Here is a 13616-nt window from a genome sequence, read left to right on the forward strand (position 1 = left end):
CGGGCCGGACCTCGACCGTGGTGTCGGCGCGGTCGGCGGCGAGGAACCGGATGCGTCCGGCGGGGATGTCCAGGACGGCGGCGATCGGGGCGGGGGTGGCGAACTGCTGCATGATGTGCTCCTTGTGGTGCGTTCTTTCGATGTCCACCACCATCGCCGACCGCTCTGACACGGGGCTGGCGCCGTCCTGACGTCGCCGCTGACACAGGGGCGGGGAGCGGCTCAGCGGCACATCGCGTCGATGAGATCGGAGAAATGCGGGAACTCCGCTTGCGCGGCGGTCACGATCTCGGTGGGGGAACGGCGGCCGCCGGGTGCGTGCCGCTCGGCGATGGCACGGAAGGCCTCGTTCGGCTGCGCCGTGGAGTTGGGGTCCGCGAAGGCCTCGCCGGGTCCCAGGCCGGCGGCGAACAGCCAGAGGAGGTCGCCGAGATCGCGGGCGATCACCCCGCGCTCCCCCTCGGAGCCGATGTGGACGACGGGCTGGTCGGTGATCGCCGCATCAGGACGTACCAGCCAGAAGCCGGTGTAGTCACCCGTCCCGGTCGCGCCGAAGAAGCGGAACTCGCTGCCGTCGACCTCCTGGTTGCCGGTCCACAGACGGAACCACCACGTCGTCCGGCCAGGCTCCTCGAACCGGTTGTACAGCTCGAAGTCACAGCCGCGGGCTTCGTCCGCCTCCTCGTCCCACTCCCACGCGAAGCCGATTTCGGCCACCTCGGCCAGGGCAGGGGGCAATGCGAGATCTTCCGACGTGTTCGCCACCTCGAAAGATTACGACGGCTCGGACGAAGGCTCGGACGAGAGGGCCTCGACCAGGTCGCGGATGATGCTGCGATGATCGCCGGGCCGCCACGCGAGGGCGAGCACGCTGGGGGACAGGCCTGTGACCGGGATGGTCATGATCCCCGGCCGCCGGTAGATCTCGGCGTTGCCGGCGGCGAGCAGGACGATGGCGTCGCCGCTCTCGAGCGCCGCGAAGGTCTCCTCGGCGTTCGTCACGGTCGTGCAGGTCACCGGTGGCCGCCCGCCGCGCTCGTCGGTCGCGAGCCAGTGGTCGCGGAGCGGGCCGGCGCTCTCGGGGAGCGCGAGGAAGTTCTCGTCCAGGAGCTCGGCGAAGTCGACCTCGTCCCGTTCGGCCAGCCAGTGGTCGTTCCGGAACGCGACCCAGCGCGGCTCCCGGGCCACGACCCGGATGTTGAGATCGTCCTGGCCGGGGAACGGCAGCCAGACGAACGCCACGTCGACCTCGCCCTCGGCCAGCCCCGCCGTGGGGTCGGTCCAGTTGACCTGGCGCAGCCGCAGGTCGCAGCCCGGACGGCGGGCGGTGAACCGTTCGCGCAGCGTTCCCAGGAGGCCGCGCCCGACGCTGGTCGACATGCCGACGGTCAGCCGTGAGGCTTCGGCGGCGGCGGCGTCGCCGACGGCCCGCTGGGCCTCGTCCCACTGCAGGAGCAACTCGCGGGCGGCCGGCAGCAGCGCCTCACCCGCCGCGGTGAGCCGCACCGTGCGCCGGTCGCGGTCGAACAGCCTCACCCGCATCAGATCTTCGAGCTGGCGGATCTGCTTGCTGAGCGTCGGCTGCGCGATGAACAGGCGCTCGGCCGCGCGGGTGAAGCTGAGCTCCTCCGCCACGGTCACGAAATACCTCAGGTCCCGCAGATGAGCATCCATAGCCGTTGGCTATTACAGCAGATATTGGACGTACCGGGAAGTTCGCCGCCACGATGGCGGCATGAGCACCACGGAGGATCGCCTGGCGATCATCGAGACCTGCACCCGCATGGCATGGCACGCCGACCAGCGTGAGTGGGACCGCCTGGGCGAGGTGTTCGCGGATTCGGTGACCCTGGACTACACCAGCCTGAACGGCGGCGAGCCTGCCGTGCTGACGCCGGCGCAGATCGTCGAGGCGTGGTCGGGCCTGCTCGGCGCGTTCGACGCCACGCAGCACCTGATCACGAACCACCTGGTGACCGTCGGCGGCGACACCGCGCTCTGCACGGCGTCGTTCCAGGCCACGCACCGCCTCGCCGATCCGTTCGGCTCGCCGCTGTGGACGCTGGGCGGCACCTACCGCTTCGACCTGGTCCGCTCGGACGGCGCGTGGAAGATCGGCGCTGTGGTGATGACCGCCACCTGGGCGGACGGCAACCGGAACCTGATGTCCCTGGCGGCCGGAAACCGATGATCGCGCTCGTGACCGGCGGCAACCGGGGGATCGGCCGGGAGGTCTGCCGCGAGCTGGCGGCACTCGGCCACACCGTCCTTCTCACCGCCCGATCGCCCGAGGCGGCCGGGGCCGCGGTCAAGGAGATCGGCGGTGACGTCGTCCCGCTGCGGCTCGACGTCACCTCCGAGGAGGACGTCGCGGCGGCGGCGGCCGCTGTCGCCGAGCGGTACGGACGGCTGGACGTCCTGGTCAACAATGCCGCCATCACCTACGACACCTGGCAGAGCGGCGCGTCCGCCGACCTGGACGTCGTCCGCGAGGCCGCCGAGACGAACCTCTACGGTCCCTGGCGGCTGATCCAGGAGCTGCTGCCGCTCCTGCGCGAGAGCCCGCACCCCCGGATCGTCAACGTGTCCAGCGAGGCGGCCTCGCTGACCAACATGGGCGGCGGCACCCCGGCGTACAGCGTCACCAAGGTGGCCCTCAACGCCCTGACCCGCATGCTGGCGGCGGAGCTTCGCGGTGACGGTGTCCTGGTGAACGCGATCTGCCCGGGCTGGGTCGCGACGGACATGGGAGGCCCGGGCGGCCGTCCCGTCTCCGCGGGCGCGGCCGGCGTCGTCTGGGCGGCCACACTGCCCGACGACGGCCCGACCGGCGGGTTCTTCCGCGACGGCCGCCCACTCCCTTGGTGAACGCTTGTGAAGGAAATGAAATGATCTTGGTGACGGGTGCGACGGGCAACGTCGGTTCCGAAGTGGTCCGGGCCCTGGTCGCAGCGGGTGAACCCGTCCGGGCGCTGGTGCGGGAGCCGGACACCGTGTCGCTGCCGGACGGCGTCGAGGCGGCGACGGGTGACCTCAACCGGCCGGAGAGCATGACCGGAGCGCTGGGCGGGGCCCGCGCGGTGTTCCTGCTCCCCGGGTACGCGGACATGCCGGGCCTGCTGGCCGAGGCCCGGCGGGCGGGAGTGGAACAGGTCGTGCTGCTGTCCGGCGGCTCGGCCGGGAGCGGCGACATGACCAACGCGGTGACCCGTTTCATGGCCGCGTCCGAGTCCGCCGTGCGGGAGTCCGGGCTGCCGTGGACGTTCCTGCGGCCGAGCGCGTTCATGTCCAACGCTCTGCGCTGGCTGCCGCAGCTCCGGGCCGGCGATCAGGTGCGGGTCCCGTTCCCGGACGTCCGGACGGCGAGCGTCGACCCGTACGACATCGGGGCCGTCGCCGCCCGCGCGCTGCTGTCGGAGGAGTACCGGGGCGAGATCCTCCGCCCGACCGGTCCGGTCGCGATGCCGCCCGCCGACCAGGTCGCCGTGCTGGCCGAGGTCCTCGGCCGCGACCTGCGGTTCGTGGGCCTGACGAACGAGGAGGCGCGCACCGACCTGCTCGCCACCACGCCCGTCGAGTACGTGGACGCGTTCTTCGACTTCTACGTGAACGGCTCGCTCGACGAGTCGATCGTCCGCCCGACCGTCCGCGAGGTCACGGGCCGCGAGCCCCGCACCTTCGAGCAGTGGGCGCAGGCCCACGCGGACGACTTCCGCTGAACCCGCTCGCACTCCGACTCCACGAAGGTTTTCGATGAACCAGAGATTGCGGCGCCTTCTGGCCGCAAGCTCCGCCGCCGCATGCGCGATCGCGTCGGTGGCGGGCTGTTCGAACGACGACAAGCCCGCGGCGACGCCCGCGCAGAAGGCGGAGCCGGGACGCTTCGCCTCGTCCAACCCGGGCTCGGTCAACACCTACTGGATCCAGGCGCCGGAGGGCCTGGTCGTCATCGACACCCTGCGCACGCCGACCGATGCCCGGAAGGCGGTGGCGGAGATCAGGAAGTCCGGCAAGCCGGTCGCCGCCATCCTGCTCACCCACTCCCATCCCGACCATGTGGGCGGGGCGGGCGCCTTCCACGAGGCGTTCCCGCAGGCCCCCGTCTACGCGTCCAGAGCGACCGACAAGACGATGCGGGAGGACGGCCGGGGCTTCTACCCGCTGGCCCGTTCGGCGAACGCGGACTTCCCCGCCAAGGTCACCTACGCCGACCGGACGTTCGAGGACGGCGCACCGGTGCAGGTCGGCGGCCTCCGCTTCGAGACCGCCACGTTCGCGCACGGCGAGTCCGACATCGCGAACGTCTACTACCGCCCCGACACCGGCGACCTCTTCTCCGGCGACCTGGCGACCGGCAAGGTCACGCCCGCGCTGATCGAGGGGACGAGCTGCGGCTGGCTCCAGGTCCTCGACCAGCTCGGTGGGCGCTTCTCCGGGGCCAGGACGATGTACCCGGGACACGGCGCCGCGGGCCCGGCCCGCGCGTTGATCGACGAGCAGCGCCGGTATCTCCAGGCGTTCCGCGGGCTGGTGCGGCCGGCCGTCGCCCCGGACTCGCCCGAGGGCAGGACGGCCGGCCCCGGCGAGCAGAAGTCGATCATCGCGGAGCTGGACCGCGCCTACCCCGGCTATCCGCCGGTCGCGGACCTTCCGACCATCGTGCAGGAGAACATCAAGGCCGTCGCGCGGGAGCTGTCCGCCGAGGACCCCGCGAAGACGCCCGCCGCCTGCGCGGACACCCCCGCGCAAGGGGTGGCCGGGCTGCTGGCGCCGGTGAGCGCCTACGTCACCGCGGTCAACGGCCGCGACCTCGACGCGCTGGCGGGAGCGTTCGCCGCCGACGCGGAGCTCATCGACGTCGGGCGGCGTTTCAAGGGGCGCGCCGCGATCCGCGACTGGGCCCGGGCCGAGGTCATCGGCGGCGCCCTGACCGTCGTCAGGGTCGCCGAGAACCGGCCCGACCACCAGCGCCTCCTGGTGCGCTTCGCCCCCGGCGGCCAGGGAGGCTTCGAGGCCTACTACGCCTTCACCGTCGACGGCTCGTCCATCACCAGAGCCGAACTGACCTATGCGAACTGATCGAAGGAGCGAACGTTCATGACCACCGTGCAGAAGGTGACGTTCTCCGCCGGCGACGTGACGCTGACCGGGAACCTGTTTCTGCCCGCCGGCGCCGGCCCGGCGCCGGGCATCGTGGTGGCGGGCACCTGGACGAGCGTCAAGGAGCTGATGGCCGACCGGTACGCCGAGCGGCTCGCCGACCGCGGCTTCGCCGCCCTGTCCTTCGACTTCACCGGCTACGGCGAGTCCGAGGGCGAGCCGCGCGACTACGAGGTGCCGGAACGCAAGGTCCGCGACATCAACCACGCGGTCACCTTCCTCGCCGGACATCCCGCGGTGGACGCCACCCGTCTCGGCGCCCTCGGCGTCTGCGCGGCCGCGATGTACATGAGCGGGAACGCCGTCGACGATCCCCGCATCCGGTCGCTGGCGCTCGTCGCGCCCTGGCTGCACGACCCCGAGATCTGCCGGGAGGTGTACGGCGGCGAGGAGGGCGTCGCGGACAAGCTCGCCGACGCCGCACGGGCCCGCGCGACGTACGAGGCGACCGGCGAGGTCGAGTACGTGCCGGTCGTCAGCGGCTCCGACCCTCGCGCGGCCATGCCGTTCGACATCGACTTCTACCTCAACCCCGACCGCGGCGGCCTCCCGCAGTGGCCCAACCGCTTCGCGGTGATGGCATGGCCGGGCTGGCTCGGCTACGACTCGATCTCCCTCGCCCCCCGTCTCAGCCGGCCCGTCCTGCTCGTCCACAGCGAGGACGCCGCCATCCCGCACGGGGCGCGGCGCTTCCACGCCGGGCTGGCCGGGCCCAAGGAGTTCGTCTGGACCGAGGGGGACCAGTTCGCCTTCTATGACCAGGAACCGCAGGTCACGACGGCTGTGGACGCCGCAGCGGCCCATTTCCGCCGCACGCTGTCCCACGCGTAGGCGGACGCCTTACCCGGTGTGACCGCCGCTCGTACGGTCGGCTTGATCGGACGAACGAACCGACGCGCCGACCGGTCGATGATCGACGATTTCTGCCGACCGATGAACTACAGTCGTCCGCCGTGGCCGAATCCTCCCCCTATCTGACAGCGACGGCGGACGCCTACGACGCCCTCGCCGACATCTACGCCGACTTCGTCCGAGACTCGCTCGACCGCCTGCCGGTGGATCGCGCGATAGTCGCGGCGTTCGCCGAACTCGTACGGGCCGACGGACCCCGGCCCGTCGTCGAGGCCGGCTGCGGTCCCGGGTACATGACGGCACACCTGCGTGACCTCGGACTGGACGCCTTCGGCATCGACCTGTCTCCGGCGTTGATCGACATCGCCCGCAGGGACTACCCTGACCTGCGTTTCGAGGTCGGCTCGATGGGCGCCTTCGACGTCGCCGACGGCGAGCTGGGCGATCTGCTCTCCTGGTACTCCATGATCCACGTCCCGCCGCCGGAGCTGCCGCCGTACTTCGCCGAGTTCCGCCGGGTGCTGGCCCCGGGCGGTCACCTCCTGCTCGGCTTCTTCGAGTCCGAGGGCGGCCCGGTGCAGGAGTTCGACCACAAGGTCACGCCGGCCTACCGGTGGCCGATCGACGACCTGGCCGACCTGGCCCGCAAGGAGGAGTTCGTCGAGGTGGCGCGGATGTTGCGCGAGCCTCTGGAGGGCGAACGATTCCGCCGCGGCCACCTGCTGATGCGCAGACAGGCCGCCGCCGTGTGCTGACGCCCTGGGCCGCGCTACCGCAGACCGGGCACCGAGAACTCCGCGCCCCGCCTCCGTGAGCACGTCACCGGCATCCAGGACCACAGCGCGTGCCGCGGGGCCACTGGCTCGCCGTCGAGATCATCCGAGCGTGGCTCGCCCCACGCGAGGTATCCGATCTGCTAGGCAGTGCGCCGGTGGATCCGGGATTGCGGTGGGAAGGAGGGTTCCGCGAGCGCGCTGCAAAGGGGTCAGCCCATCGCCGTCAGGGTGTCGCGCAACCGGCGCAGGTCCCGCATCCGGGCCTCGTACGTCGCCCCGACCACCACGAGCAGCAACCCGCCCACGGCGATCGGCACCCAGTTCGGCACGGTGAGGAGCAGCTGCGACACGTACGGGGCCAGTTCCCGCACCGCGACCCCGGCGACCACGACGGCACCGATCGTCGTAGGGGCCTGGAGCCGGAGCCGGGCGCCGGCGAGCAGCACCGCCAGCGCCAGCACGCCGAGCACCAGCGACCGCCGCCATTCCGTGCCCGCGTACACCGCCACCAGGCTGGGCAGCATCGTGAAGGAGAGGCCCGCACCATAGGCCGCCCAGGACGAAACCGGTGCTCCGCGCCGCCGTCGCCACCAGCCGGATCCCAGCAGGACCAGCGAGCACGGCACCGTGTACGTCTCGACGACGGTGACCTCGTCCGCCGCCAGCCGCAGCCACGAGGCCAGCAACAGCAGGACGGTGCCGGTGTACCTGAGGCCGTTCGCGCCGCCTCGGACGGCCGGGGCCGCCCACAGCGACATGAGCAGCACCAGCACACCGGCCACGGCGCATCCCGAGCTCGCCGCGACCAGGACGCGCAGGCCCAGCGAGAACCCCACCGCCACCGCCTCCAGCCCCAGGAACAGCGCGGCGAAGCCCAGTCCCCAGCCCCGGAGACTGTTCAGTCTGGCCGTCAGCGCCATGGCGGTCGCGGCCGCCGCCAGGATCGGCAGCACGGTCAGCGTCGCCTGCTCGCTGCCGAACGCGTACGCCGCCGCCCGTACCGCGGCCGGACCGGCGACGAGCGCGCAGGCCGTCGCCCACCAGGGCGTCCGGCTCAGCGTGGCGGCCACCGCCGACGCCACGGCCAGCACCGCCTGCACCGCCACCGCGGCCGGGTAGGGCATTGCGAAGGTTTGCGGGGCGAGCGCGACCATGAGCGCCCCGGACACCAGCGCGCCGGCCAGCAGCGCCCGGGACCCCGGCACACCGGCCTCCGGCCCCCTGGATCCCGGCGTGCCGGACTCCGGCGCCCTGGATCCCGGCGCGCCGGACAGCTCCCCTCCGGCCGACGCCGACGCCGACGCCGTCTCCGTCTCCGTCTCCGTCGGCCGCCTGCCGCTGCCGCTGCCGCGCACGGCCGCCGCCAGGAGGCCGGCTGTCACCGCGCCCAGCGCCACCACGTCCGCCGGCGAGACCGGCTCGGACGGCTGCCACTCCGGTCCGTTCCACGTGCCCGTCCAGAGCACGTCCAGCCAGGCGAGCGGCGCCGCCAGCGTGACCAGGAGCCGAGACAACAGCGTCAGCACGGTCAGCAGCGCCACCAGCCCGCCCGTGGCCATGCCCGCCGGCCGTACCCTCCGCCAGGGCAACCAGGAGGCCGCGAGCCCGACGGCGAGTGCGGGGACGAGGTAGGCCAGGGGACGCCAGTCCGCGCCGTTCAGCGCCGGCTGTGCCAGCGCGGCCGGCGCGGCGATCAGCGTGAGCGTGGTTCCGACGGTGACGGCGGAGGCCCAGATCCGCCCCTCAGCCGTGCCCGGCCTGGTCAGCAGCCACGTCACGAACCCGCCGAGCAGAGCGAGCGCGACCAGCGGCACCGACCGGACCAGGGCCTGACCGACGGACGGGGACCCCAGCGCGTACGTCGCACCCCCCAGCAGGGCGAGCGTCGCGACCCCGCTGCCGGCCAGGACGGCCGTCACCCTCACCGCTCCCCGGCCATGGCGGACCAGGAAAACGTCCAGCGCCGCCGTGGCCACCAGCATGGCCACCAGCCAGGTCGCCGGCCAGTCGCCGCTCAGCAGCGGCAGGACCGGCTGCGCCAGCACCACGGCGACCGGAGCAGGTCCGCGAAGCCGGGTCACCCGGGCATAGGCCACCAGGACGAGCGCGGTGAGCCCGAGCACCCCGGCCGTGTAGTCCAGCACGTCGAGGGAGTCGACCCCGAGGAATCCCACCCGCCTGGCCGCGTAGCCGTCGAGCAGCAGCAGCGCGACCGCGAACCCGGCCACGGTCTCGGCCGTCGCGGTGAGCCGCCGCCGGATCAGCACGACCGGCGCCAGCATGACCAGCGCGGTGAACGCAGCCAGCACGGCCGCGCGCCCGCCGATGCCCATCAGCCCCCAGCTCACCACGGTGAACACCACCGCCGCCACCGTCAGCAGCAGGCCGCCGAGGATGAGCAGGACGTTCTTCGCGGCACCCGGGGAGACCTCCCGCGCCGTGACGCCGGCCCCCGTGACGCCGGCCCCCGTGACGCCGGCCCCCGTGACGCCGGATCCGGCCGGCGGCCCCTTCGCCGCGCCGGCGCGCATGATGCCGAGCAGTTCCGTACGGCGGGCCTGCAGCCGCGCCTGCTGATCCCTCAGCGCGGCGAGCGCCTGGTTCACCTGCCAGAGCTCGTGCGCGGCGGGTCCCTGCAGAGGTAACGCACACCCCGGGCACCTGGTCACCGGCTCCTGAGGCCCGGTCCCGGTATCGGGCAATGCCGCCCCGCAGTTCGGACATGTCATGCTTACGTGCACCGATACTCCGCCTAAGCCGTCGAAAAGCCTCATACTGCACCGCGACGGCCTTGCAAGCCACTGTCACCGCGGACCGGCGAGCGCGGCGAAGGCTTCGTCCAGGAGACTGACAAGGTCCGGACGGCCGCCGGAGTCGCTCCCGTTGCCGTGCGCACAGGGCGGGAGTGTCCCGGAGCGGGCGGGTCATGGCCAGGGAGGCGTCGGGGGCCCGGCGGTAGGGCTCGACGGCGGTGTTCACGCGCTGGAGATCAGCCCGCGAACGACACGGTGGCGAACCGGTACCAGGTCTTGCCGTTCTCGTCCCCGTAGTGGACACGACCGGTCATGATCTTGTTCTCGTCCGCCTGCCAGGTGTGGCTGCTCTCCTTGTACTCACCGCTGACGTTCCCGTCGGTGAGCATCACCTGCCGTCCCTGCCAGTACAGCGCGGCGGTGCGGTACCTCGTGTCGCCGTTCTCGTCGCCCTGGTGCCATCTGCCGACGATCACCTGGCGGTCGGGGGCGCTGTAGTCGGACCTGCTCTCCCTCTGCGGGGAGGTCCAGTCACCGGCGTGCACCTGGACCTGCTCGTCGTTGATCAGGATCCGGCTGCAGTAGTAGGTGGTCTGCTTCCTCTCGTCGCCGTAGTGCGAGCGTCCGGTGAGCACCTGGTTCGGCGGGCAGGTGAACTGGATGCCCATCGACTCCCACACGCTCTCGCTGTAGACGCGTTCCATCTTGATCGTCACCGCCGCCGAGGCGGGAGAGGCCATGGCGGCGGCCGACAGGGCGGCGGCCGCGGCGACGACGGACAGGGCCTTGCCGTACGTTCTCATTGTCTTCGGTTCCTTTCGAGGTGCGATCACGCGTCGAGGTGCGATCACGCGACGGTCAGCGGATCGCCGCCGCTTCGAGGACGGCGGCGGTCGGCGGGATCAGCCCGCGAAGGTCACGGTGGCGAACCGGTAGTAGGTCTTGCCGTTCTCGTCGCCGTTGTGCAGCCGGCCGGTCATGACCTTGTTCTCGTCCGCCTGCCAGAGGTGGTTGCTCTCCCGGTACTCGCCGCTGATGTCGCCGTTGGCCAGCAGCACCCGCTGGCCCCGCCAGTAGATACCGGCGCTGCGGTACCTCGTGTAGCCGTTCTCGTCGCCTTCGTGCCACCTGCCGGCGACCGCCTGGTGGTCGGGGGCGCTGTAGTCGGACCGGCTCTCCTTCTGGCGGGCGGTCCAGTCGCCGAGGTAGACCTGGGCCTGCTCGCCGTTGATGAGGATGAAGCTGCAGTAGTACGTGGTGGGGTCGGTCTCGTCGCCGTAGTGCGAGCGTCCGGTGAGCACCGTGTTCGTTGGGCAGGTGAACGAGGCGCTCCACTCCTGCACCATCTCGGAGTGGGCGCGCTCGACCCTGATCGTCACGGCCGCGGCGGACGCGGACGCGGGCGCGGGAGCCGCCACGGCCACGGCCGCCAGGGCGGTCAGGGCGGCTGCCGCGGTGGATAACGTCTTCTTGCTCATCTGCGTGTCTCCTGCGAGGTGTTTTCGCTTACCTCGCGGAGCGTCGCAGGGCTCACTGGTGATCGACTTGGATCTCGGTTGCGACGGCGGCCAGGCGGTCCCGAACCAGCCGCCGGCCCTGATCAGGGATGCTGCAGGCGTCCATCCCCCGTCGCAACAGGTCGGGATCGAACCCGTGCGCACCCATGTGGTCGAGGAGCGGGTCGTATCGATCAGGCCGGTCCCGCAGGAGCTCCGTGGCCAACCGGAGTTCCAGCCGGATCACCGGCACCTGGTGGGAGCCGCAGGGGACCAGGACGAAATGCTGCCATGGCCCGCTGCCCACGCATTCCATCGCGTCCGAATCGACGTGCCTCTCGACGGTGCTGAGCTCCACCCAGACGCCGTTCACCGAGAAGCGGGTGAAGTACTGCGCGGATTCGGGGATCCAGGCGGCGGCGTAGAGGCAGGGGAACGACGAGAGCGCCGCGGCGAACGTGTCCACGTCTGCTCGATCGGCGAGCAGGATGTCGATGTCGCCGGCGGGGAGGGGGACGCCTTGCAGGAGCGCGGCGCTGGTGCCGCACACGCGGTACGCCGTGTCGGCGCCCGCCGCCGCGAGCGCGTCGAGCGTCATGGCTAATGTCGTGGTGACATCCGTCAAGGTCAGGGGTCTTGTCGCGTTGCCCATGCGCATGAACGTATCGATCAGGCGGGTGCGCGCGTCAGGCCTCTGGCAGCGCCTTTCGACCGCACCGGAATCAGGCTCGTGCCTACGGGACGAACGTCACCAGCGCACGGCCCTGAAGTCGATCGGCGTGGGCCGAAGCCGTCGCGTGCGTTCCGCCAGCGCCCGCAGCCGCCGGGACATCTCGTCGGCGGCCAGCCGACGGCGGTCACCATGGCCCGGCAGAACCCATTCGAAGCGCAGCCGTCCGGCCGTCCTGGCCAGGGAGGCGGCCAGTTCCTCGACGGAGTACCACGTCACGCTCTCCGCGACCTCCAGATCACCGGTGGTGCGCGACCAGTAGAAGCTGTCGCCGCTGAAGCAGTACCGGTCATCCGCGAGGTAGAGCACACTGCCCCGGGTGTGGCCGGGCAGCGGATGGGCGGTGACCCCGTCGCTGATCTCCACGGGTTCGAGGCCACGGATCACGCGGTCCGCGTCCGGCGCCGCGTCGAGGTCGCCCTCGTGGATCCACAGGCGAGCGCCGAAACGGTCCGCGTAGCGGCGGCCGTGCGCGGCGTGGTCCCGGTGGGTGAGCAGGACGTCGGTGACCCGGCCCGCCGCCGCGTAACGCTCGGCGAGCCCGTGGCTCCACCGCGGTGTGTCGATCATCATGGCCGTGCCGGACGGCCGCAGCAGCAGGTAGGAGTTGGCTCCGGCGGTGTGCCGGGAGTTGTGCCCGCACAGCAGGACGCCGTCGTCCAGGGCCATCGGAAAGGGATCGAGCGCCTGGTCCGGCTGCCCGGACGTCCGGCGGATCGAGCGTGTGGGACAGGCGAAGGCGGCCGCGTGGAGGCGCCGTGTCTCCGCCTCGTCGTTCGGCTGGCGCAGGATCCGCGACCTTCCGCCGACCTCGCCGATCAGGTCGGGCGCGAGCTGACGGGCGGTGTCGCAGTTGGTGCACCGGTCGTCCACGTACCAGCCGTCCATGTCCCGGCCCCCTTCCGAGTCCCTCCCGGAGAAGCACCCGTACCTGGTCCTTCCCATCCGCGGTCACGGTAGCCGCGCCGAGGAGGGGAGCCGTCATGGGACACGTACTGGTGACCGGGGCCACCGGAGGGATCGGGGCGGCGCTGGTCGGCGCGTTGGTGGAGGCCGGTCATCGGTCTCCGCCCAGTCGCATCCGTGCCGTGGTCGCGATCTCTCCCGCGACGTCGAGCGCGGCAGCCCGGTATCCGTCCATGAGCGCCGGAGGAAGTCGGGTGAATCCTTTCGTACTGTGGGGCCCTCTTATGAGGTGATGGCCACGCTGGGGAAGGAGACGGGTGTGGGGGATGCCGCGATGCGGGCTTGGGCGAGCGCGCAGCTCATCGAGGCCGCGCAGGCCGGCGATCGCGAGTCGATCGCCGCGGTGCTCTACGGGGCCCATGCTCACGTGCGACGCTTCGCGGAGCACCTGTGCGCCTCTCCGCAGGATGCCGAGGACGCCGCGCAGGAAGCGCTGATCATCCTCTATCGGAAGATTGGTTCGCTCCGCGCCACCGGGGCGCTGGCGTCGTGGATGTTCCGTATCGTCCGGAACGAGTGCCTGCGCCGCGCTCGGATGGTGTTCGAGCGCCAGGACGAGCGGCTGCTGTCCGAGCGTCAGGACGAGGCTGAAGCCGGTCTCGTCTCCTCGGCCGAGGACGAGGCCATCCGGCGCCTGGAGGCCGAGCTGGTCGCGCAGGCGATCCAGGATCTGCCGGACGTCCAGCGCAGAGTGCTGATCATGCGGGACGTCCTGGGCTATCCCGGGCCGATGGTCGCGAAGTCGCTCGGCCTGAGCAACGCCGCGATGAAGTCCCAGCTGCACCGGGCCCGCAACAGGCTCCGGCTCGGCCTGAACGGCATGACCGGCCCCGCCTGAGGTCCGCCTGACCCGGGACCGCCGAAGGTCCGCGTTTCCACAACC

14 protein-coding genes are annotated in these 13616 nt (G+C 71.7%); 7 read left to right on the forward strand and 7 right to left on the reverse strand.

What is annotated here, in order from left to right; translation table 11 throughout:
- Positions 1 to 222 precede the first annotated feature (222 nt).
- Together HTZ77_RS43545 and HTZ77_RS43550 are read right to left on the reverse strand one after the other, a co-directional pair.
- A complete protein-coding gene (locus HTZ77_RS43545) occupies positions 223 to 765 on the reverse strand; it encodes an SMI1/KNR4 family protein (RefSeq protein WP_328809113.1) in 543 nt (180 codons plus the stop codon).
- 9 nt (positions 766 to 774) lie between these two features.
- Entirely contained in the window at positions 775 to 1674 is a 900-nt protein-coding gene (locus tag HTZ77_RS43550) for a LysR family transcriptional regulator (protein ID WP_175595673.1), read from the reverse strand.
- 61 nt (positions 1675 to 1735) lie between these two features.
- On the opposite strand from HTZ77_RS43550, the gene HTZ77_RS43555 reads away from it, so the two are divergent.
- The 6 genes from HTZ77_RS43555 to HTZ77_RS43580 all read left to right on the forward strand — a co-directional run bounded on the left by HTZ77_RS43555 (position 1736) and on the right by HTZ77_RS43580 (position 6767).
- Positions 1736 to 2191, forward strand: a complete 456-nt coding sequence (locus HTZ77_RS43555) for a nuclear transport factor 2 family protein (RefSeq protein ID WP_175595674.1) — start codon at positions 1736 to 1738, stop codon at positions 2189 to 2191.
- Positions 2188 to 2868, forward strand: a complete 681-nt coding sequence (locus HTZ77_RS43560) for an SDR family NAD(P)-dependent oxidoreductase (protein ID WP_175595675.1) — start codon at positions 2188 to 2190, stop codon at positions 2866 to 2868. The genes HTZ77_RS43555 and HTZ77_RS43560 overlap by 4 nt, the downstream gene beginning before the upstream one ends.
- A gap of 20 nt (positions 2869 to 2888) precedes the next feature.
- Complete coding sequence (locus tag HTZ77_RS43565; RefSeq protein WP_175595676.1) at positions 2889 to 3719, forward strand: NAD(P)H-binding protein; 831 nt, start codon at positions 2889 to 2891, stop codon at positions 3717 to 3719.
- 34 nt (positions 3720 to 3753) lie between these two features.
- Entirely contained in the window at positions 3754 to 5079 is a 1326-nt protein-coding gene (locus tag HTZ77_RS43570; RefSeq protein ID WP_175595677.1) for an MBL fold metallo-hydrolase, read from the forward strand.
- A gap of 18 nt (positions 5080 to 5097) precedes the next feature.
- Positions 5098 to 5991: an alpha/beta hydrolase gene (locus tag HTZ77_RS43575; RefSeq protein ID WP_175595678.1), complete on the forward strand. Its 894-nt coding sequence runs from the start codon at positions 5098 to 5100 to the stop codon at positions 5989 to 5991.
- A gap of 122 nt (positions 5992 to 6113) precedes the next feature.
- Positions 6114 to 6767: a class I SAM-dependent methyltransferase gene (locus tag HTZ77_RS43580; RefSeq protein ID WP_175595679.1), complete on the forward strand. Its 654-nt coding sequence runs from the start codon at positions 6114 to 6116 to the stop codon at positions 6765 to 6767.
- A 230-nt stretch (positions 6768 to 6997) separates the two neighbouring features.
- Here HTZ77_RS43580 and HTZ77_RS43585 read toward each other — a convergent pair whose 3' ends face one another.
- From HTZ77_RS43585 to HTZ77_RS43605, 5 genes are all read right to left on the reverse strand, one after another.
- The gene (locus tag HTZ77_RS43585; RefSeq protein WP_175595680.1) at positions 6998 to 9394 is read right to left on the reverse strand and encodes an SCO7613 C-terminal domain-containing membrane protein; all 2397 of its coding nucleotides are present in this window, start codon (positions 9392 to 9394) and stop codon (positions 6998 to 7000) included.
- Between the two features lie 383 nt (positions 9395 to 9777).
- Positions 9778 to 10344: a hypothetical protein gene (locus HTZ77_RS43590; RefSeq protein WP_175595681.1), complete on the reverse strand. Its 567-nt coding sequence runs from the start codon at positions 10342 to 10344 to the stop codon at positions 9778 to 9780.
- A gap of 99 nt (positions 10345 to 10443) precedes the next feature.
- Entirely contained in the window at positions 10444 to 11019 is a 576-nt protein-coding gene (locus HTZ77_RS43595) for a hypothetical protein (protein WP_175595682.1), read from the reverse strand.
- Positions 11020 to 11071: 52 nt separating this feature from the next.
- The gene (locus HTZ77_RS43600) at positions 11072 to 11689 is read right to left on the reverse strand and encodes a hypothetical protein (RefSeq protein ID WP_175595683.1); all 618 of its coding nucleotides are present in this window, start codon (positions 11687 to 11689) and stop codon (positions 11072 to 11074) included.
- A 96-nt stretch (positions 11690 to 11785) separates the two neighbouring features.
- Entirely contained in the window at positions 11786 to 12655 is an 870-nt protein-coding gene (locus HTZ77_RS43605; RefSeq protein ID WP_175595684.1) for an MBL fold metallo-hydrolase, read from the reverse strand.
- A gap of 310 nt (positions 12656 to 12965) precedes the next feature.
- On the opposite strand from HTZ77_RS43605, the gene HTZ77_RS43610 reads away from it, so the two are divergent.
- Positions 12966 to 13571, forward strand: a complete 606-nt coding sequence (locus tag HTZ77_RS43610) for an RNA polymerase sigma factor (protein ID WP_175595685.1) — start codon at positions 12966 to 12968, stop codon at positions 13569 to 13571.
- Positions 13572 to 13616: the final 45 nt, after the last annotated feature.

The sequence above is a fragment of the Nonomuraea montanisoli genome (assembly GCF_013363975.1).
Taxonomy (GTDB): domain Bacteria; phylum Actinomycetota; class Actinomycetes; order Streptosporangiales; family Streptosporangiaceae; genus Nonomuraea; species Nonomuraea montanisoli.